19 protein-coding genes and 1 pseudogene are annotated in these 18,642 nt (G+C 65.2%); 4 read left to right on the top strand and 16 right to left on the bottom strand.

What is annotated here, in order from left to right; genetic code table 11:
* Positions 1-212: 212 nt before the first annotated feature.
* The 9 genes from VGV07_RS02330 to VGV07_RS02290 form a co-directional block, all read right to left on the bottom strand.
* Positions 213-506: a Dabb family protein gene (locus VGV07_RS02330; protein WP_326867076.1), complete on the bottom strand. Its 294-nt coding sequence runs from the start codon at positions 504-506 to the stop codon at positions 213-215.
* Entirely contained in the window at positions 506-865 is a 360-nt protein-coding gene (locus tag VGV07_RS02325; protein ID WP_326867075.1) for a cupin domain-containing protein, read from the bottom strand. The genes VGV07_RS02330 and VGV07_RS02325 overlap by 1 nt, the downstream gene beginning before the upstream one ends.
* Positions 858-2,084 (bottom strand): Tm-1-like ATP-binding domain-containing protein, encoded by a 1,227-nt coding sequence (locus VGV07_RS02320; protein ID WP_326867074.1) that lies wholly within the window; start codon positions 2,082-2,084, stop codon positions 858-860. The genes VGV07_RS02325 and VGV07_RS02320 overlap by 8 nt, the downstream gene beginning before the upstream one ends.
* A gap of 1 nt (position 2,085) precedes the next feature.
* The gene (locus VGV07_RS02315) at positions 2,086-2,913 is read right to left on the bottom strand and encodes a phosphoenolpyruvate hydrolase family protein (protein ID WP_326867073.1); all 828 of its coding nucleotides are present in this window, start codon (positions 2,911-2,913) and stop codon (positions 2,086-2,088) included.
* Complete coding sequence (locus VGV07_RS02310; RefSeq protein WP_326867072.1) at positions 2,910-3,911, bottom strand: Gfo/Idh/MocA family oxidoreductase; 1,002 nt, start codon at positions 3,909-3,911, stop codon at positions 2,910-2,912. Before VGV07_RS02310 ends, VGV07_RS02315 begins: the two co-directional genes overlap by 4 nt.
* A 21-nt stretch (positions 3,912-3,932) precedes the next feature.
* The gene (locus tag VGV07_RS02305) at positions 3,933-4,811 is read right to left on the bottom strand and encodes a carbohydrate ABC transporter permease (protein WP_326867071.1); all 879 of its coding nucleotides are present in this window, start codon (positions 4,809-4,811) and stop codon (positions 3,933-3,935) included.
* Positions 4,811-5,785 carry a sugar ABC transporter permease gene (locus VGV07_RS02300; RefSeq protein ID WP_326867070.1) on the bottom strand — a complete coding sequence of 325 codons (975 nt, stop codon included), beginning with the start codon at positions 5,783-5,785 and terminating at the stop codon, positions 4,811-4,813. The genes VGV07_RS02305 and VGV07_RS02300 overlap by 1 nt, the downstream gene beginning before the upstream one ends.
* A 3-nt stretch (positions 5,786-5,788) precedes the next feature.
* A complete protein-coding gene (locus tag VGV07_RS02295; protein ID WP_326867069.1) occupies positions 5,789-7,144 on the bottom strand; it encodes a sugar ABC transporter substrate-binding protein in 1,356 nt (451 codons plus the stop codon).
* Between the two features lie 150 nt (positions 7,145-7,294).
* Positions 7,295-7,753: a MaoC family dehydratase gene (locus tag VGV07_RS02290; RefSeq protein ID WP_326867068.1), complete on the bottom strand. Its 459-nt coding sequence runs from the start codon at positions 7,751-7,753 to the stop codon at positions 7,295-7,297.
* Between the two features lie 318 nt (positions 7,754-8,071).
* On the opposite strand from VGV07_RS02290, the gene VGV07_RS02285 reads away from it, so the two are divergent.
* Complete coding sequence (locus VGV07_RS02285) at positions 8,072-8,674, top strand: TetR/AcrR family transcriptional regulator (protein WP_326867067.1); 603 nt, start codon at positions 8,072-8,074, stop codon at positions 8,672-8,674.
* 17 nt (positions 8,675-8,691) lie between these two features.
* On the opposite strand, the gene VGV07_RS02280 is transcribed toward VGV07_RS02285, so the two are convergent.
* Positions 8,692-8,946: a DUF2934 domain-containing protein gene (locus VGV07_RS02280; protein WP_326867066.1), complete on the bottom strand. Its 255-nt coding sequence runs from the start codon at positions 8,944-8,946 to the stop codon at positions 8,692-8,694.
* Between the two features lie 270 nt (positions 8,947-9,216).
* Between VGV07_RS02280 and VGV07_RS02275 the strand changes: the two genes are divergently transcribed.
* Positions 9,217-11,022 carry an ABC transporter ATP-binding protein gene (locus tag VGV07_RS02275; RefSeq protein ID WP_414649903.1) on the top strand — a complete coding sequence of 602 codons (1,806 nt, stop codon included), beginning with the start codon at positions 9,217-9,219 and terminating at the stop codon, positions 11,020-11,022.
* Entirely contained in the window at positions 11,019-12,926 is a 1,908-nt protein-coding gene (locus VGV07_RS02270; RefSeq protein ID WP_326867064.1) for an ABC transporter ATP-binding protein, read from the top strand. Before VGV07_RS02275 ends, VGV07_RS02270 begins: the two co-directional genes overlap by 4 nt.
* A gap of 188 nt (positions 12,927-13,114) precedes the next feature.
* Here the strand turns inward: VGV07_RS02270 and VGV07_RS02265 are convergent, their stop codons facing one another.
* Positions 13,115-13,891, bottom strand: coding sequence for a phosphodiester glycosidase family protein (locus VGV07_RS02265; RefSeq protein WP_326867063.1), 777 nt, complete (start codon positions 13,889-13,891; stop codon positions 13,115-13,117).
* A 211-nt stretch (positions 13,892-14,102) separates the two neighbouring features.
* On the opposite strand from VGV07_RS02265, the gene VGV07_RS02260 reads away from it, so the two are divergent.
* Complete coding sequence (locus VGV07_RS02260; RefSeq protein WP_326867062.1) at positions 14,103-14,942, top strand: aldo/keto reductase; 840 nt, start codon at positions 14,103-14,105, stop codon at positions 14,940-14,942.
* Between the two features lie 212 nt (positions 14,943-15,154).
* On the opposite strand, the gene VGV07_RS02255 is transcribed toward VGV07_RS02260, so the two are convergent.
* The 5 genes and pseudogenes from VGV07_RS02255 to VGV07_RS02240 form a co-directional block, all read right to left on the bottom strand.
* Positions 15,155-15,631 carry a group II truncated hemoglobin gene (locus VGV07_RS02255; RefSeq protein ID WP_326867061.1) on the bottom strand — a complete coding sequence of 159 codons (477 nt, stop codon included), beginning with the start codon at positions 15,629-15,631 and terminating at the stop codon, positions 15,155-15,157.
* Positions 15,632-15,784: 153 nt separating this feature from the next.
* Positions 15,785-16,075 carry an oligopeptide/dipeptide ABC transporter ATP-binding protein gene (locus tag VGV07_RS27360; RefSeq protein ID WP_414649902.1) on the bottom strand — a complete coding sequence of 97 codons (291 nt, stop codon included), beginning with the start codon at positions 16,073-16,075 and terminating at the stop codon, positions 15,785-15,787.
* A gap of 171 nt (positions 16,076-16,246) precedes the next feature.
* Positions 16,247-16,783: pseudogene (locus VGV07_RS27355) on the bottom strand (ATP-binding cassette domain-containing protein); the annotation flags it as partial.
* Positions 16,780-17,760 (bottom strand): ABC transporter ATP-binding protein, encoded by a 981-nt coding sequence (locus VGV07_RS02245; protein WP_326867059.1) that lies wholly within the window; start codon positions 17,758-17,760, stop codon positions 16,780-16,782. The gene VGV07_RS02245 and the pseudogene VGV07_RS27355, both read right to left, overlap by 4 nt.
* A complete protein-coding gene (locus VGV07_RS02240) occupies positions 17,757-18,641 on the bottom strand; it encodes an ABC transporter permease (protein WP_326867058.1) in 885 nt (294 codons plus the stop codon). Before VGV07_RS02240 ends, VGV07_RS02245 begins: the two co-directional genes overlap by 4 nt.
* Between the last annotated feature and the right edge of the window lies 1 nt (position 18,642).

Genomic DNA, 18,642 nt, shown 5'->3' with positions numbered 1-18,642 from the left:
GACGAACGGACCAAGCTCTCTTACGGTGCTATGCCCAGGGGGTGACGGTCCCGCCCATCCGATCCCCGGCCGGCGGCCACCGACCGGGGATCACCGAACCTGCTACGAGTCGGCGAGAATCAACATGCAAGGGGGTCTTGGAGGTCACGATGGCCGGGCCATCTGCGGTTGCCCTCCCCCGCAAGCGGGAGAGGGAGCCCGACTGCACCGCCTCAGATCAGATGGTCGTGCTCGGCCAGTTTGGTCAGGATGGGCATGGCCCGCTCCACCGCTTTGACGTGCGCCGGATGCGCGAGGTAGCGCTCCATCGCGGCCATGTCGTCGAAATGGGCGATCAGGCAGAAGCGGAACGAGCCCGGGCGCTTGCCGAGATCTTCGACCAGCGACCAGTCCCGGATCTCGTCGATCTGGTCGGGCAGGCCGTTGAGGCCCGATATCACCGCCTGGATTTCGCTCTCGGGCGCCGTCTCGGCATAGTCGAACAGGACGACGTGCTTGATGGTCATCAGGCCTTGGCCTTCAGCGAGGCGAGGTGCTCCGCCCAGGGCAGGTCTTCGCCGTCATGCAGGTGCCCCCAGCGGCCGTGCTCGGGCATCACGCCGTAATAGTAGACGGCGACCATCTCCTTGGTGACCTTCAGCGAGTGGTAGTCGCCGGCCTTGGTCAGCAGCATGTCGCCGGGGCCGAGGTGATAGGGCTTGCCCTCGCTCATCGCCTCGCCTTCGCCCGAGATGATGATCCAGTACTCATGGCAATCATGGAAATGATGCTCGACCTCGGCACCGACCTTGAGGTGGCTGATGCCGTAATTCTGGGTCTCGCTCCAGTCGGGGAAGTTCTTCTCGGTGGCGGTGGTCTTAGGCATGGCGTCTCTTCTTGTGCTGATCGATGAGAGTGAGGAGTTCGGCAACGGCCGCAGCGGCAAAGGCGGGGTCGTTGATGTGAAGGTCGAGCTCGATGAGCCGTACCTGCGGCGCAAGGTGCCGGCGGAAAGCCTCGAGCAGCGCCTCGTCGGCGGCGCGATCGAAGAAGGGCTGGCCCTCGGCGTCGAGCGCCGAGACGCCGCGCAGCGGGAACAGCAGGGTGACCGGGCCGGAGGCGCGGTTAAGCTGCTCGGCAATGCGGCGGCCGATGGTTGCGTTTTCTTCCGGCGTGGTGCGCATCAGCGCCACATTGGCATTGTGCTGGTGGATCAGCCGGGTGGCGTGGCGTTCGGGCACCGGCACGCCGAAGAAGTTCGCCATATCGAGCGCCCCGGGGGCGATGACCTGCGGGATGCCGAGCCGGCCCGCCGCGCCGAGCCGGTCGGGACCGGCCGAGAGGTTGCCGCCGGCGATCTCATCGGCCCATTCGGTGGTGGTGAGATCGAGCACCGCCTCGAACAGCCCATCGGCGATCAGCGCCTCCATGGTCTGGCCGCCGATCCCGGTGGCGTGGAACGGCACCAGCGTATAGCCGGCTGCCGCGAGCAGGGCGTGGGCGTGCTCCACCGCCGGCGTCGTCACGCCGAACTGGCTCGCGGCGATCAGGCGCTGGGCGGCGAGGGCGCTGGGTTTCGCCTGCGCCTCGGCCATGGCGGCAACCGCCGCAGCGGCGTTGCGCAGCACCGGTTCGCTGATCGGGTTGAGCCCGGCGAAATCCACCACCGAGTTGATCATGGTGATGTCCTTGGTGCCGACATAGGAGCGGACATCGGAGGCGGCGACCGTCGAGACCATCACCTTGGGCACGCCGAAGGGCAGGGTGCGCATCGCCGCGGTGCCGACAGCCGTGCCACCCGAGCCGCCGATGGCGATGACCCCGGCAAGCTGGCCCCGCGCGTAGGCGAGGCCGACCCAGGCGGCGGCGCCCCGCATCATGGTATCGATGGCTGCGGCGCGATCGCGGGTTGCTGCCAGGTGCTCGAGCGAGCCGCTGCCGAGCCGCGCCAGCGTGTCGGCGGTGACATCGGGCGCAAAGCCCGGCGTGCCGGTGCCGAAATCCACCACCTCGACCGCCACCCCGGCAGCGGTGATCTGGTCGCGCAGGTAGCGGGCCTCATCGGCCTTGGTGTCGAGCGACACGATGAGCGCGACGCTGGGCATGTCAGCGGGTGCGCAACTGGGTGAAGGCGTGGGTGTTGGCCCTGAGCGGCTCCTCGATCGGCAGCCGCTCCATGCTGGAGGCGCCGACAAAACCGTCGACCTCGACCAGCTTGAACAGCTTTTCCGCATCGGCCGGGCCGGCGATCGGCCCGCCATGGGCGACGACGAACACATCGCTGCGGGCCTTGCGGCTGGCTGCGGCAATGGCCGCCACCCCCTTGGCCGCCTCATCCATGGCCATCGCGTGCTGCGCGCCGATGGCGCCGCCGACGGTGAGCCCCATATGGGCGACGATCATGTCGACGCCGGCGCCGATCATCGCCACCGCTTCATCGGGTGTGCAGACATAGGCGGTGGTCACGAGGCCGAGGCCGCAGGCGATGCGGATCATCTCGACTTCCTTGTCGAAGCCAAGGCCGCCGGCCTCGAGATCGGCGCGCATGCGACCGTCGATCACCGCGACGGTGGGGTAGTTGATGACCCCGGCAAAGCCTGCTTCCACCACCTTGGGCAGGAAATGGCTCATCCGGCGGGTCGGGTCGAACCCGCAGACACCGGCGATGACGTTGGCATCGGGTACCACCGGCATCACTTCGCGCTCGCCCATTTCCATGACGATGGCATTGGCATCGCCGAATGGCAGGTGCCCCACCCACGAGCTCAGCCCCTGCATGCGGAAGCGGCCCGAATTGTAGATGAAGATCAGGTCGGCGCCGCCCTTGTAGAGGAACTTGGCCGAGATGCCGGTGCCGGCGCCCGCGCCGATGATGGCGCGGCCGGCGGCCCGTTTCGCCGCGAGCCCGGCAAGGATGTCGTCGCGCCGTGTCATCGCTTGCCGAAGAACTCGGCGCCGAGCGCCATTTTCATCGTGCCCAGATTGTCGCGTCCCGAGCTCCACGGCTCCTTGCCGGCCATGAGGCAGTCGACGAAATGCTCGAATGGCCGGTTGAAGCCCATGGTCTCGCCATCGAACGAGGCGAGCCACTCGTTGCCCTCGGCATGGGCCCGATAGACGCCATAGCGACCATCGATCTCGTCGACCACCAGCGTCTCGGTGTCGAATTCGATGCGCCACTTGCCGCCCCAGGGGGTGCGCGGCGCCCGGCCGACGAGGCTGCCGGTATAGGTGAAGGGGAAGTCGGTGACCGCGCCCCGCATGTCGAACAGCGCCTCGATGGCGCCGCCGCCGGCATATTGCGAGTTGGCCGGCTGCCACTCGCGCACATAGCCGCCCACCGCGTCGGCATCGAACATGGCGCGGCAGAGATCGAAGTGATGCACCGCCATCTCGAGCCCCATGACATGGGTCATGGTGTGCTGGTAGGGCTTGCCGGCCCAATCGCACCAGAATTCGCCGACCACCGAGACGACGCCGCCATAGCGGCGGTCGCGCACCATGTCGCGGATCAGCAGGGCGCCGGGGAAGAACCGGTAGTTCTGGCTGACCATCACCGTCACGCCCTTCGCCTTGGCGCGGGCAACGATGTCCTCGCTGTCGGCATAGCTGATGGTGAAGGGCTTTTCGACCAGGGCGTTGAGCCCCAGGGCCACGGCGTTTCTCAGGATATCGGCATGCACGGTCGAGTGGGCGGTGACGACGACGGCGTCGAGCCCCGCCTTCGCCGCCTCATCGAGGGTGGTGAATTTCGGCACGGCGGCGTGGTTGGCCAGCCAGGCCGATTCCTTGCCGCTGCCGATCAGCGGATCGACGATGGCGGCAAACTCCACCTTGGCATCGGCGGCGATGGTCTCTGCCCACACCTTGCCGAGGCCACCGGCTCCGACCAGGGCGATGCGCGGCCGGGTGTTCGATTTCGTATCAGTCACTGCTCATCCCTTGTGGCGTTATCAGCCCTTGAGCCCAGTCATGGTGATGCTGGTCATGAAGTAGCGTTGGGTGAAGAAGAAGACGATGATCACCGGGATGATCACCACGGTCGCAGCCGCCATCAACAGGCTCCACTGGCTGGTGTACAGCCCGACGAACTGGCTAAGGCCAAGCGCTACCGTGTATTTTTCCGACGAGTTGATGTAGACGAGCGGATCGACGAAGTCGTTCCAGGCGCCGAGCCCGGAAAGGATCGCCACCACCAGCAGGGCCGGCCGGCTGAGCGGCAGCACGATGTACCAGAACACCTGGACGATGTGCGCCCCGTCGATGATCGCCGCCTCGTCGAGTTCCTTGGGCAGCGCCTTGAAGAACTGGCGCAGCAGGAAAATGTAGAACACGTTGGTGCCCAGCCAATGCGGCACGATCAGCGGCACATAGGTGTCAACGAACCCCAGCCCCGACCAGATCAGGAAGGTCGGGATCAGCGTGATGACATAGGGCAGCATCAGCGTCGCCATCAGCACGGCGAAGATCTGGTCGCGGAACGGCCAGTTGAGGCGCGCGAAGGCATAGGCGGCGAGCGACGAACTGAACAGCGTGCCGACAATGGTCGGCACCACCACCAGCGCCGAGTTCCACAGATAGAGGAAGAACGGGATGGTGGTGAGCGCGTCGGGGTAGTTGTGCCAGGCGAAGGGGTTGGGGATCCACTCCGGCGGGAAGATGAAGATCTGCCCCATTTCCATCAGCGACGAGCGCGCCAGCCAGGCGAGCGGCAGGATCATCGCGATGCTCAGGAGCACGCAGAGCAGGAAAGCGAGGCGGCGCTTGTTCACCCCGGGCGTGTTGCGGATGAGGCTGTCGCCGATCGAGGTGTCGTTTTCCATGGCGCTCATCAGTCATCGCCTCCGCGGTAGAACACCCATTTGTTGGATGTCCGGAAGATCAGGTAGCTCAGCACCGAGATGACGATGAACAGGGCCCAGGCCAGCGCCGAGGCGTAACCCATCTGCGAGTCCTGGAAGGCCTTGCGGTAGATCCAGAACACGAAGAACAGGCTGCCATTATTGGGGCCGCCATTGGTCATGATGAACGGCTGCACGAAGGTCTGGAACGCGGCGACCATCGAGATCATCAGGTTGAAGAGGATCGTCGGCGTCATCATCGGCAGGGTGATGTGCACCAGCTTGTGCCAGGCATTGGAGCCGTCGATATCGGCGGCCTCATAGAGCTCCTTGGGCACTTCCTGGAGGCCGGCGAGGAAGATGATCATCATCGGGCCGACGCCCCAGATGCTCATGAACACCAGCGACGGGACCACCTGGTCCTCGCTGAAAATGTACTGCAGCTTCGGAATGCCGACGGCGCCGAGCACGGAATTGAACAGGCCGAAATCGGGGTTGAACATCCACAGCCAGATCACTGTCGAAGCAATGATCGGCACGATCGAGGGGATGTAGAAAATGGTGCGGAAGATGCCGAGGCCCGGGATGCGCTGATTGAGCAGCGTCGCGAGGAAAAAGGCGAAGGCCATGCTCACCGGCACCGAGACCAGCGTGTAATAGGCCGTGACCTGCAGCGAGCGCCAGAACAGCGGATCGGCAAACAGCATCTTTTCGAAGTTGTCGAGCCCGACCCAATGCGCGTCGCCGACGGCGCTCCAGTCGGTCATCGAGATATACAGGCTGAACAGGATCGGCATCGCCTTGAGCAGCACGAAGCCGAGAACGGCGGGCGCCACGAAGATCAACGCCCAGGTGATCTCGGAGCGACGGCGCGGGCTCATCCTCGCCCGGGCGCCGGTCGTGGCGGAGCGGCCCGAAGGCCGCTCCGTCAGCATCACTCCGTCAGGGGAGGAGGAGTTCGTCATTGCTTACCAGCGGCCCTGCATCATCGGCTGCGCCGTGGCGACGGCCTTGTCCATGGCGTCCTGGGCGGTCGCCTTGTTGTTCATGATCTGCTGGATGTTGGGTTCAACAGCCTCGCTCATGATCTGCCCGATATTCTTCAGCTGGTAGACCGGCGCCTGCTGCGGCGCATGGTTCAGCGTGTAGTCGACGATGGCATCCATCGCTTCGGGCGGATAGGCGCTGTCTTCGGCCTGCACCCAGGTCTTGAGCAGATCGGGGTCGGTGAAATAGGCCTTCTCGTGCGGCGCCCAGAGGCCCGACTTGAACAGCCCGACCTGTGCCGGATCGGAGATGTACTTGTAGAACTCGTAGGCTTCCTTGGGGTGCTTGGTCTGGCTGAAGATCACCTTGGGCACCGAGAGCACCACGGTTTCGGCGGTCTTCCACTTGGGCAGCACGCCGACGCCCCAGTTGATGCCGAGCTTGGCAAAGTCGGTGACGCGCCACATGCCGTCCATGCTCATGGCGACCTTGCGCGACTGCATCAGCACGTCGCCGGTGGGCAGGCTCGAGGTCTGGGTCGGGTTGGGCATGACATGATCCTTGTAGATCAGGTCCTGGAAACCCTGCAGGGCTTCAACCGCCTCGGGCGAGTTGAGGGTGAGCGCGGTGCCGTCCTCGTTGGCAAACTGGCCGCCATTGGACATCACGTAGGGATACCAGCCACCCCACCATGAGGGCAGCGTCACGCCGAACGTGTCGATGGCGTTGGGGTCGAAGGCCGGGTCGGTGGCGTTCTTACCCGAGCGATCCTTGGTCAGGAGCTTGGCGTTGTCGACGAACTGCTGCCAGGTCCAGGCTTCTTCGGCCTTGGCCGGCGGGTAGGGGACGCCGGCGGCGTCGAACACGTCCTTGTTGTAGTAGATCAGCATGACGCCGGTGGCGAGGCCGGTGCCCATCAGGGTGTCGCCGGCCTTGTAGATGGTCGACTTGATGTACTGCTGGTCGGGGGTCTCGCCCATATAGGGCGACAGGTCGAGGATCTTGCCTTCGGTGGCCCACTGGAAGGCCTGGTTCTCACCGAGATAGCCGATATCGGGCGCCGTGTTCGACGCGATCATGGTGGTCAGCTTCTGCACGTAGTTGGTGCCGGTCGCCGGAATATGCATCGGCTTGACCTGGATACACGGGTTGTTGGTGTTCCAGTTCTTCACCGCGTTTTCGATGTCGTTCTTCTCGTTCACCGAACCCCAGAAGGTGAAGGTCAGGTCGACCTTCTCGCAATCCTGCGCCAGTGCCGGGGTGGCGGCGGCCAATCCCGAAGCCAGTGCTACGGCGCCTGCCAGCGCCAGCGCCTTGCGGCGCGAAAACGTCGTCATCTCGATGGTCCTCCCTGTTGAGACCGGTTCCTCGCATCACCCGTCCGGTTCGTCCGGCCTGGGTATTTGTTGTACCGATCGGTCGGTACAGGCTTAGTGGTGGTTCTGCGGCTTGTCAATCAGCCGAAGCGGGGCCGTCCCCAGCCGGCGTTACCCGGCTTTGCGCAGCGGCACGGTGTAGGTGGTAGCGGTGCCGGAGAGGCAGACTTCGCCCTCGGCATTGCGGATCGTGGTGGTCAGCGTGACGATCGGCTTGTCCTCGCGAACCTTGGTCACTTCGACCCGGCCGGTGATCTCCTCATCGACGCCGACGGCCTTGGAAAACTTCCATTCGACCCCGAGAAACACAGTTCCCGGGCCGGGAAGGTCCTCGGCGACAATGGCATTGAGGATGCCTGAGGTGACGCCGCCCTGGACGATCAGCTTGCCGAACACCGTGCTTTCGGCCAGTTCGCGGTCGTAATGCAGCGGGTTGCGGTCGCCGGTCATCTCGGTGAACGACTCGATGTCGCGCATCGTCACGCGACGCGACCGCTCGGCGAAGCTGCCGACGCTCGGCATGCCCTTGATGGTTCCGGCCCAGCCGGGCGGGGAGTTTTCGTCAGACACGTTCAGTGCCTCCAATAAGATTCTGTACCGACTGGTCGAGCCTGGACAGCGATGTTACGGTTGCTCGGCGCGCGGTCCAGGAGGCGGCGGAAGTCGCGCAATCTGCTGAAGATGCAGGCATTTCACGTCCTCCCTGACCCCGATGGACCATGCCAGCTTTGCGCTTGTGTCATGGTGACCGATCGGTACAATAGAGGCGATGAGAGATCGCGGTCAACCCGGCGATTGTGGTCTGTGGATTGACCGGTCTGTGAAACTTGGCCAAACACAGCGCAAGTGCGCCAGTGTCGGACGGAACGAGTCTAGATGAACGAGCAAATGACCAAGCTTCAGGCCGACAAGGGTGATGGCCGCAAAGTGTCGCCGACGCGGCTCAAGGTGCTGCAGGTGGCTGCGACCCTGTTCGCCGACCGCGGTTACTCCGGGGTCGGGGTCAACGAGATCAGCGAAGCAACGGGGCTGGGGCGCGGGGCGCTCTACTATCACATCTCGAGCAAGGAAGACCTGCTCTACGATATCACCACGGCCTACATGTCGGATCTGATCACCGACGGGCGAGCCATTGCCGACGCCGAAACCGATCCGGTCGAGCGGGTGCGGGCGCTGAGCCGGGCGCTGATGATGACCATTTCCGAGCACCTGTCGGAGATGACGGTGTGCTTCCGCGAACTGCATGCCTTGACCGACGAGCGTCGTCGCGCGGTGACGGGGCTGCATTCGGACTACCAGGCGATCTGGGCCATGGCGCTGGCCGACGGGCTGACCAAGGGGGTGTTCAAGCCGACCCCGAGCGTGGTGCTGAAGGGTCTGCTGGGGATGTATTTCTACAGCTTCCTCTGGCTGACCCCGCGCGGCCCGCAGAACGCCGCCGATATCGGCAACGCCTTCGCCGACGTGGTGCTCAACTCGGTGCGCAAGTAACCGCGAGCTGGCAGGGCCTATGGCTCGTCGCCGTCCGGTCCATCCTCGAGCCACTGGTCGTACTCCCGCTCGCGGCGGTGGCGGGCGAGGGCGCGGAGGTAATATTCGTCGTGCCGGCCATGCGGACGGCCGTCCTGCTCCCAGAGGAAATAGGCGGTCTTGCGCACTGCGGCGCGGAAGGCTTCGTCCTCTTCGCGGAAGTCGGTATTCTCAAGCGGCGGCTGGCCTTCGCCGCCATCGTCCGGGGCTTGCATCTTGTGTTCGCGGGTCATGTCGCCCTCAACGTCATCGTCAAGGTTGAGGTTGCATTCGTGCAACATCATGGCAGAGGCTTGCGGCGTTGATACGAAAGTACCCTGCCGCGCCGGCATATCTGCCTTGAACAGAACGCAAATCAGCGCGAAGACATAATTCTTCCTCTGGTTCTACCGGGCCGAGTCTGTCCGCCAATATTCCGGCGAGGGCAGGCCCTAAAGCTTTATGTCTGGACCCTCAAATTGAGCTCGAATGCTCCGCGCAGCGCCTATTCGCCCGGCGATGCAATGTCACACGTCATCGCTGCGCAGCAGGGCAAGGGGTTGACCACCCTGTGGCGCATCATGGTGCTGACCTGGCGTCACCCCTGGATGGTGGTGATCACCATCATCTCGTGCTTCATTTCATCGGCACTGCAACTGTCGACCCCGGTGCTGCTGGGGCAGGCCGTCGATCGGGCCGAGGGCGTGCTGGATGGTGGGGCCGGGGCGGTAGAGGCGCTGTGGACCATCGCGCTGATCCTCCTCGTGGTGTCGATCCTGCGCGGCCTGTTCACGATGTCGATGAACTATTTCGGCGAAGCGGTGGGCCATCACACGGCCTATGAGCTGCGCCTCGCAGTGTACGAGAAGATCCAGCGGCTCAGCTTTTCCTACCACGACAAGGTGCATACCGGTGACCTGATCACCGTCGGCATGCTCGATCTCGAGGGCGTGCGCATGTTCTTTGCCACGGGCCTGTTGCGCATCGTGCTGCTCGGCACGCTGATCGGGGTCGGCGCCTATATGCTGATCTCGACCGACTGGATCCTGGGCCTCCTGGCCCTCAGCTTTGCGCCGTTCGTCGCGGTCAACTCCTCGCTCACGCAACTGAAGCTCCGCGCCACCTGGCTGACGCTGCAGGAGCGGCTGCAGGACCTGAGCCGCGTCATGGAAGAAAACCTCGGCGGCATCCGCGTGGTGCGGGCCTTCGCCGGCGCGCAGCACGAGATGAAGAAATACAACGAGGCCTCCGACCGGGCGCTCAAGCTGACGCACAAGCGCGTCAACATCCGGGTCAACTCCACCTCGATCATGAACATCAGCTTTTTCGCTTCGATGGCGCTGGTGCTGTGGTACGGCGGCGAGCGGGTGATCGCCGGCGAAATGACCGTTGGAACGCTGGCCTCTTTCCTCACCTTCATGACGATCCTGCAGATGCCGGTGCGTCAGCTGGGCCTCCTGGTCAACTCGGTGGCCCGCGCCTCGACCTGCGGCAACCGGCTGTTCGCCTTCCTCGACCTCGAAATCGAAATCAAGGACGAGCCGGGCGCCAAGCCGCTGAAGCTTTCCGAGGGCACGCTGAAGTTCGAGAATGTCGATTTTGCCTATCCCTCGGCGCCGTTCCGTCCGGTGCTCCAGGGCATCTCGTTCGAGGGCAGAAAGGGCGAGACCATCGGTATCGTCGGCAAGCCCGGCTCGGGCAAATCGACCATCGCCCACCTGATCCCGCGCTTTTACGATGTGACAGGCGGCCGGGTGACCATCGACGGGCAGGACGTGCGGGCGCTGACCCTCGCGAGCCTCCGCCAGGCGGTGGCGGTGGTGCAGCAGGACTCGTTCCTGTTCACCACCAATATCGAGAACAACATCGCCTATGGCGATCCGTGGGCGAAGGGGCCGCGCATCGCCAGCGCCTCGGAATATGCGCAGCTCCACAACTACATCATCGGGCTCCCCACCGGTTACGAGACCATCGTGGGCGAGCGCGGCGTGTCGCTGTCGGGCGGCCAGCGCCAGCGGCTGAACATTGCGCGCTCGCTGATGCTCCGGCCCGCGGTGATGGTGTTCGACGACTCGACCGCGGCGGTCGATGCCGGCACCGAGCAGCGCATCCGCACGGCAATGAAGCGCTTCGCCAAGGACCGGGTGACTCTGATCATCTCGCACCGGCTTTCGTCGCTCATGCATGCCAACCAGATCCTCTTCATCGACGAAGGCCAGATCGTCGAGCGCGGCACGCACGAGGAGCTCCTGGCGCTCGGCGGCCGCTACCGCGCCCTTTACGACCTCCAGGTGAAGCCTGGCGACGACCAGTTGGAGGCTGCCGAATGACCGAGGCAACGCTCAATACCGAAGACGACAGCGAAGACCGCAACCGCCGCCCGCCCCGCGCCGTGGTCGGCTCGAGCCTCGACCGCGAGGAAGAGGTGTTCGGCAAGGCGTACGATCCGAAAATCGTCCGTCGCATCTGGGCCTTCGTGAAACCCTATCGCGGCCAGATCTACCTGTCGGTGGCGGCGGTGCTGGTGTTCACCTTCACCTCGCTCGCCTTCCCGCTGGTGATCCGCTACGCCATCGACAACGGCATGGCGGCCGGCGGCGGTGGGCGCTCGATCCTCCTCTGGTGCATCGTGGCGTTCGCGGGGCTGATCTTCATCAACTTCGCCTCGTCGTGGATCCAGGAAACCGTGGTCGGCAAGGCCGCCGAGAACGTGCTGTTCGATATGCGCCGCGCCATGTTTGCGCACCTGCAGCGGGTGTCGCTCGGCTGGATGGACAAGACCGAGGTCGGCCGGCTGATGTCGCGCCTGATGGGCGACGTCAACTCCATGCAGGAGTTCCTTGAAACCTCGGTGCTTTCGGTCGGCGATATCGTCCTCCTGTTCGGCATTGTCGGGGTGCTGCTGTGGCTCGACCCGATGCTCGGGCTGATCACCATGGCGACCATGCCGATCCTGTTCATCGTGCGGCTGTTCTGGCTGCCGCCGGCCAAGGTCAGCTTCATGGCGGCGCACCACACCAACTCGTCGGCCAACGGCGCGCTGGCCGAAGGCATCAACGGCGTGCGCACGGTGCAGAGCCTCGATCGGCAGCAGGTCAATTTCGATCTCTACGAGGAAAAGGCCCGCGCCAATCTCAAGGCGCACCTGCGCGCCGCCAAGTTCGCCCAGGTGATGGTGCCGATCGTCGACACGCTCACCGGCATTTCCATGGCCTCGGTCATCGTGGTCGGCGGCCAGATGGTGCTGGGGCGCGAGCTCGATGTCGGCGTCATGGTGGCGTTCCTGTTCTACATCCAGCGCTTTTTCGATCCGATCCGCTCGCTCACCATGCAGTATTCGGTGTTCCAGCGCGCCATGTCGTCGGGCACCCGCATCGTCGAAGTGCTCGACGTGCCGGTCAGCATCGAGGACAAGCCCGATGCCTTCCCGTTGACCGCGCAGATGGATGGTTCGGTCGAGTTCAAGGATGTCACCTTCGGCTACCGCAAGGGCCTGCCGGTGCTGAAGAATGTCAGCTTCAGGGTCAACCCGGGCGAGACGGTTGCCATTGTCGGCCCCACCGGCTCGGGCAAATCGAGCTGCATGTCGCTGGTGCACCGCTTCTACGACGTGTGGGACGGCTCGGTGACCGTGGGCGGGTACGATGTGCGCGACGTCACCCAGGATTCGCTCGGCCAGCAGGTGGCGATGGTGCTGCAGGAGCCGTTCCTGTTCACCGGCTCGGTGATCGAGAACATCCGCTACAACAAGGAAGAGGCCACTCGCGAGCAGGTGATCGAGGCGGCCAAGGCCGTGGGCGCGCATGATTTCATCATGTCGCTGGCCGATGGCTACGACACCAAGCTCGAGCAGCGCGGCGGCAACCTGTCGCTGGGCCAAAGGCAGCTGATCAGCTTTGCCCGCGCCCTGGTGGCCGACGCCAAGATCCTCGTCCTCGACGAGGCGACGGCCAATATCGACAGCTATACCGAAATGCTGATCCAGAAGGCGCTGAAGCGGCTGTTGGAAGGCCGCACCGGCCTCGTCATCGCCCACCGCCTCGCCACCATCCGCGGCGCCGACCGGATCATCGTGTTGCAGAACGGCGAGCTCCTGGAGAGCGGCAACCACGAGCAGCTGATGGAAAAGCAGGGGCTCTATTCGAAGCTCTACACCATGAACTATTCGAGCTTCGATGATCTGCCGGAGAATGCGGAAGATCATGCCGCGGCGGCGGTGGGGAAGGCGACTTAGGGCAGGGGGCTTCCCAGAGAGCAATTGCATCGCCGGTGCGGGCTGACCCCCACCCCTGTCCCCTCCCCCTCAAACAGGGGGAGGGAGACGCCAGCCTCGATTTCAGCGTGAGGGTCTCCCTCCCCTTTCTTAGGGGGAGGGGACAGGGGTGGGGGTCAGCCCGCTCCGGCTGCGAGGTAAGACGGGAGCTACTCCCCCGCCACCGCCAGTATCGGCCCAAAGCCGCCGTGCCACGAGATATCGTTCCGCCCCAGCGCCGGATCGTATAGCCCGACCCCGCGCCCGCCATCGAGGAACAGCGCATTGGCGCAACCGAGCTGATCGCGGAACAGGCGGGCGAACTCGTGGAAGTTCACTCCGGCATCGGAAATGGCGAAGATCACCTCGCCCTGGTCGCACACGCCGACGCCGCTGCGGCGGGTGCGGTCGGTGGAGTTGGGGATCAGCGCCGGGTGGAGTTTCCCCGATATCACCAGTAACGGACCGGACTGGGTGGCGAGCCGGGGTTCCGGGGCGGTGGCGAGATAAGCCTCGGTGGGGACGATGCTCGCGGTGTCACCGGTGATGAAGAACACCCCGTTAGGCTTCTTGTAGAAGTTGGGAATCGGCTTCTTGCCGGCCGCCGGTTCGGCCGTGTTGAGCTTCACCCGCCGCTGTCCCTCCTCGACATAAAGGCCGATGGGGCGGAAATCGGTGTCGTACATGCCGGCATTGATGGCAAAGCGCAGTGGCCGGCCTTCGGCTTGCAGAGCGTCAGCCAGGGCGCCGAAACTGCGATAGGGTCGGTCTTCGCCATTGCGCCAGTGCAGTTCCAGCGCTGCCGGAGTGGTGTGGCACACGGTGTAGCGGGCGCCTTCGAACTCGGTCGGCTTGCAGATCGGGTCGGTGGCGGCCGCAACGGGGACGGCGCCAAGCAGCACAAAGGCGAGCGCAGCAGCCAAGCTCAGTGAATCAGGTCTGGTCATCGGCAGAGTCTGGTTGCCGGCGCGCCCGTTCGCAAGCGCAACACGCCTTTTTGGGGATGGCGTTATCGCGCCCAGTCCTCTCTTATGCGCTACCATACCAGAGCAGGGTTGCTTCTTTGAATCGCCTTCCTGCTCCAAGTCTTTGTTTTGTCGTGAGATCGGACCGAAAAGGTCTGCAACCTTTCCTGATCTCACTCTGGAGGAGAGTTTTATGCCCGCATTGCCCGATCACACCCTCAACGATGGCACGACGCTTCCGGCAGTCGGGCTCGGCACCTATGCGCTGCGTGGCATCCCCGGCGCCGAGGGCATGGCCGAAGCGCTGCGCGAGGGCTACCGGCTGCTCGATTCCGCCGTGAACTACGAGAACGAGGGCGCCGTCGGCAAAGCGGTGCGGATGTCCGGCGTGCCGCGGGAGCAGATCCGCGTCACCTCGAAGCTTCCCGGCCGGCACCACAAGAAGCCCAATGTCACCTGGGCGATCGAGGAATCGCTGCTGCGCTCGGGTCTCGACTATCTCGACCTCTACCTGATCCACTGGCCCAACCCGAGCCAGCAGCTGTTCGTCGAAGCCTGGGAGGGGATGATCGAAGCGCGCGAGCGCGGTCTCGTCCGCTCGATCGGGGTCTCGAACTTCTTGCCCGAACATCTCGACCAGTTGATCGCAAAGACCGGCGTTGCGCCGAGCGTCAACCAGATCGAGTTGCATCCCTATTTCAACCAGTCAGAGCAGCGCGCCGCCGACAAGGCACGCGGCATTCTCACCGAGGCCTGGACGCCGATCGGCAAGGGCACGGGGCTGCTGGCCGAGCCGGCCGTGGTCGCCGCGGCAAGCAAGCACAACCGCACCCCGGCCCAGGTGGTGCTGCGCTGGCACCTGCAAATGGGCGTGCTGCCGATCCCCAAATCCGCCACGCCGTCGCGGCGGAGGGAGAACCTCGAGCTCGCCGGTTTTGCGCTGGATGAGGCCGATATGGCCGCGATCAACGCGCTGTCGCGCCCGGATGGGCGGCTGTTCGACGGCGATCCGCGCACGCATGAGGAGTTTTGAGGGCAGGCGCTCGCTGCCCCACCCCACCCAGCTCCGCTAAGCCCGCTACGCGGACAAGCTCCGCTGCCCTCCCCATCAAGGGGAGGGAGACCCGACTGTTAGCTTCGGATCTGTCGTCTCCCTCCCCCTTGTGGGGAGGGTAGCGCAGCTAGGCGAAGCCGTGGCGGAGCTGGGTGGGGGAGGCCACACGCGCCGCTCGTGCCCGCCGGCGCCTACCCCTGATACGGTCCGCCCGGCGGACCCCAGCCCCAGACCGGCATAGGCGGATTGCCCTTGGGCGCCGCCACGCCCGGCTGCGAGTTGAGCACGGCGATCCGGCTTCCCCACTCGAGATAGCCGACGAAGGCGGCCCGGAACTCCGGGTCGGCAGGCAGACCGACCTCGTCGGCAGTGTCGAGCATGAGTTCGATCCAGCGCTTACGCTGCACTTCGGTCAGGGAGCGACCGAGATGGCGGGCGACCATGCTGCCATGCGAGTCGCCGTGATCGGTATAGGGCGTGCCACCGCCGAACACCTCGGCGATGAAGCTCGCGACATGGGCGGCGTGCTTTGGGTCCATGTTGGCGAAGACCGGGCCGAGCACGGGATCGGCCGGAACCTTGTCATAGAACCGGGCCGTCAGCGCTGCGATACGGTCCCTGCCGCCGGCCCATTGGCTGAGTGTCGGCACGTCTGCTGGTGGCGTCATTGAGTCCCCTCCGGTCCGCTGCACCGGGCGATAGTTCACGCCTCCAAGGTGGGTCGCAAGCTGATCATCCGGGCAGGGCCGGGTCGCTGAGGAGGCAGACAGGCGTGCACTCGGCGTCACCGGCGGCGCGGTGATCCCCCCCGCGGGGAAAGATCAAGGAGAGGCAGACGCAGATTCAGCGATCTCTTCGGCGAAATGGCACGCCGCCTGCCGCGTGGCACTGATGCTGCGCAGCTCGGGCACCTGCACCTTGCAGATGTCGCGGGCGAACCTGCAGCGCGGGTGGAAGTGGCAGCCGGAGGGCGGGTTGAGCGGGCTCGGGATCTCGCCTTCGAGGCGCTTGCGGGCGTGGCGCTTGCTCGGATGCGACACGGGCACCGAGCCGAGCAGCGCCTGGGCGTAGGGGTGGAGCGGGCGGCTGTAGAACTCGCGCTTGGGCGCCATTTCGACGATGCGGCCCAGATACATGATGGCCATGGTATCGGCGATGTGGCGCACCACGGCGAGGTCGTGGCCGATGAACAGGTAGCTCAGCCCCAGCTCGTCCTGCAGATCCTGCAAGAGGTTGATGACCTGCGCCTGCACCGAGACATCGAGCGCCGACACCGCCTCGTCGCAGACGATCAGCTGCGGTTTCGAAGCAATGGCGCGGGCGATGCCGATGCGCTGGCGCTGGCCGCCGGAGAACTCGTGCGAGAAGCGGCTCAGGTGCCGGCGCGACAGGCCGACCTTGTCGAGCAGCTCGCCGGCATAGTTGCTGAGTTTGGCGCCGGGCTTTTCGCCCTGGGCGTAAAGCGGCTCGAGGATCAGGTCCTCGACCCGGTGGCGCGGATTGAGCGAGGCCTGCGGATCCTGGAAGATGATCTGCATGGAGCTGCGCAGCTGCCGCAGCTCTTCTTTGGGCATCGTCGCGAGGTCGCGGCCGTTGAAGCGCACGCTGCCGGCTGTCGGCTCGATCAATTGCAGGATCAGCCGGCCGGTGGTGGATTTGCCGCAGCCGCTCTCGCCGACGAGGCCTAGGGTCTGGCGGCTGCCGAGTTTGAACGATACCGATTGCACCGCCCGCAAGGTTTGTCTGGGGGCGAGCCAGTTGTCGCCGGCCACCGGAAACTCCTTGGAGAGGCCCTCGACCGACAGCAGGGGAGTGGTCATCGCGCGCCCTCCGAGATGAGCCCTGGCGCCCGGATGCAGGCGGCGCTCTGGAGGGGAGTGATCGGGAGGAGCGGCGGCTGCAGGTCGAGGCAGGCGGCGATCGCCTTGGGGCAGCGCGGCGCAAACAGGCAGCCGGGCGGCAGCTCGGCCGGGTTGGGCATGGCGCCGGCAATGGTGCGGAGGCGGCGCGCCTCGCCGTCCAGCTCCGGGGTGCTGCCGAGGAGGCCCGAGGTGTAGGGGTGCTGCGGCCGGTCGAACAGGTCGAAGATCCCCGCCTGTTCGACGATGCGGCTCGCATACATCACCACGACGCGGTCGGCGACCTCGGCCATGACGCCCATATTGTGGGTGATCAGCAGGATGGCGGTGCCGAAATCCTGCCGCAGCTGGTTCAACAGGTCGAGCAATTGCGCCTGGATGGTGACGTCGAGCGCGGTGGTCGGCTCGTCGGCGATCAGCAGTTTTGGCGACGACGACAGGGCGATGGCAATCATCACGCGCTGCCGGAGGCCGCCCGAGAGCTGGTGCGGGTAATCGAGCAAGCGCCGGCGCGGAGCCGGCACGCCGACCTTTTCGAGCAGCTCGGTGGCGCGGTCCCAGGCCGCCTTCTTGCTCATCGGCGAATGCACGCGGATCGCCTCGGCGATCTGGTCGCCGATGGTGAAGACCGGGTTCAGCGAGGTCATCGGCTCCTGGAAGATGATGCCGATATCGCGGCCGCGGAGCTTGCGCAGTTCGCGGCGGGGCAGGGCGAGGAGGTTGCGACCCTCGAAGTGGATGGAGCCGGTGACGCTGGCGGTGGGGGGCAGCAGGCCCATCACGGCCAGCGCACTGACGCTCTTGCCCGAGCCGCTTTCGCCGACGACGCCGACCAGCTCGCCGGGATGGATATCGAAACTGGCTTCGCGTACCGCGGTGAAGCGGCTGTTGAACGACACGGTCAGGTCGCGGACGCTGAGCAGGGGGGCTGCGGTCATTGTTCTACTTTCATCCGCGGGTCGAGCACATCGCGCAGGCCGTCGCCGAGCAGGTTGAGGCCGAGCACGGTGGTGGCGATGGCGATGCCGGGGATGACGGTGAGCCAGGCCGCTTCGCGCAGATAGGTGCGGCCTTCGGCGATCAAGACGCCCCAGCTCGGCACGGTGGGCGGGGCGCTGAGGCCGAGAAAGCTCAGCACCGCTTCCGACAGCACGGCATAGGCGAAGACGAAGCTCAGCTGCACGATCAGCGGCGCCATGCAGTTGGGCATGATGTGGTGCCAGAGAATCCGCCCGTCGCGGGCGCCTGCCGCCCGCGCTGCCTGCACGTAATCGAGTTCGCGTGCGACGAGGATCGAAGCGCGGACGACGCGGGCGGTGCGTGGGATATAGACCACGGCGAGGGCGATGATGGCGGTCGCCGCCGAGGGCCCGAGCGCCGCGGCGATGCCGATGGCGAGCAGCACGGCGGGGAAGGCCATCAGCGCGTCGGCGATGCGCATCAAGAGGTCGTCGAGCCGGCGATAATAGCCGGCAATGGCGCCGAGCAGCACGCCGAACACCGCATTGAGGATCACCACGGCAAAGCCGATGCCGAGGCTGAGCCGGGCGCCGTTGAGCACGCGGGAAAGCATGTCGCGGCCGAGATTGTCGGTGCCGAACAGATAGACCTCGGATGGCGGCTTGAAACGGTTGCGGACCGACAGCGCGTTGGGGTCGACGCTGGTGATCAGCGGAGCCAGCACGGTAACGAGGCAGATGCTGCCGAAGAGGATGGCGCCGAGGAGGAACGACTTGTTGGCGGCGAGGCGCCTGAGCCAGTAGCGAGTGGTATCGAGGGCGAGCGCCAGCCGCGACGGTTCGTGGATGATGTCGGTCATC

This window comes from Devosia sp. (genome assembly GCF_035944845.1).
Taxonomy (GTDB): Bacteria; Pseudomonadota; Alphaproteobacteria; order Rhizobiales; family Devosiaceae; genus Devosia_A.
The sequence above is the reverse complement of the archived record's forward strand: the minus strand, read 5'-3'. Positions and strand labels throughout refer to the sequence as shown.

Coding starts and splice junctions, on each gene's coding strand:
- VGV07_RS02330 (WP_326867076.1), bottom strand. CDS start 506: ATGACCATCAAGCACGTCGTCCTGTTCGACTATGCCGAGACGGCGCCC.
- VGV07_RS02325 (WP_326867075.1), bottom strand. CDS start 865: ATGCCTAAGACCACCGCCACCGAGAAGAACTTCCCCGACTGGAGCGAG.
- VGV07_RS02320 (WP_326867074.1), bottom strand. CDS start 2,084: ATGCCCAGCGTCGCGCTCATCGTGTCGCTCGACACCAAGGCCGATGAG.
- VGV07_RS02315 (WP_326867073.1), bottom strand. CDS start 2,913: ATGACACGGCGCGACGACATCCTTGCCGGGCTCGCGGCGAAACGGGCC.
- VGV07_RS02305 (WP_326867071.1), bottom strand. CDS start 4,811: ATGAGCGCCATGGAAAACGACACCTCGATCGGCGACAGCCTCATCCGC.
- VGV07_RS02300 (WP_326867070.1), bottom strand. CDS start 5,785: ATGACGAACTCCTCCTCCCCTGACGGAGTGATGCTGACGGAGCGGCCT.
- VGV07_RS02295 (WP_326867069.1), bottom strand. CDS start 7,144: ATGACGACGTTTTCGCGCCGCAAGGCGCTGGCGCTGGCAGGCGCCGTA.
- VGV07_RS02285 (WP_326867067.1), top strand. CDS start 8,072: ATGACCAAGCTTCAGGCCGACAAGGGTGATGGCCGCAAAGTGTCGCCG.
- VGV07_RS02280 (WP_326867066.1), bottom strand. CDS start 8,946: ATGACCCGCGAACACAAGATGCAAGCCCCGGACGATGGCGGCGAAGGC.
- VGV07_RS02275 (WP_414649903.1), top strand. CDS start 9,217: ATGTCACACGTCATCGCTGCGCAGCAGGGCAAGGGGTTGACCACCCTG.
- VGV07_RS02270 (WP_326867064.1), top strand. CDS start 11,019: ATGACCGAGGCAACGCTCAATACCGAAGACGACAGCGAAGACCGCAAC.
- VGV07_RS02265 (WP_326867063.1), bottom strand. CDS start 13,891: ATGACCAGACCTGATTCACTGAGCTTGGCTGCTGCGCTCGCCTTTGTG.
- VGV07_RS02260 (WP_326867062.1), top strand. CDS start 14,103: ATGCCCGCATTGCCCGATCACACCCTCAACGATGGCACGACGCTTCCG.
- VGV07_RS02255 (WP_326867061.1), bottom strand. CDS start 15,631: ATGACGCCACCAGCAGACGTGCCGACACTCAGCCAATGGGCCGGCGGC.
- VGV07_RS27360 (WP_414649902.1), bottom strand. CDS start 16,075: ATGGCGCCCAAGCGCGAGTTCTACAGCCGCCCGCTCCACCCCTACGCC.
- VGV07_RS02245 (WP_326867059.1), bottom strand. CDS start 17,760: ATGACCGCAGCCCCCCTGCTCAGCGTCCGCGACCTGACCGTGTCGTTC.
- VGV07_RS02240 (WP_326867058.1), bottom strand. CDS start 18,641: ATGACCGACATCATCCACGAACCGTCGCGGCTGGCGCTCGCCCTCGAT.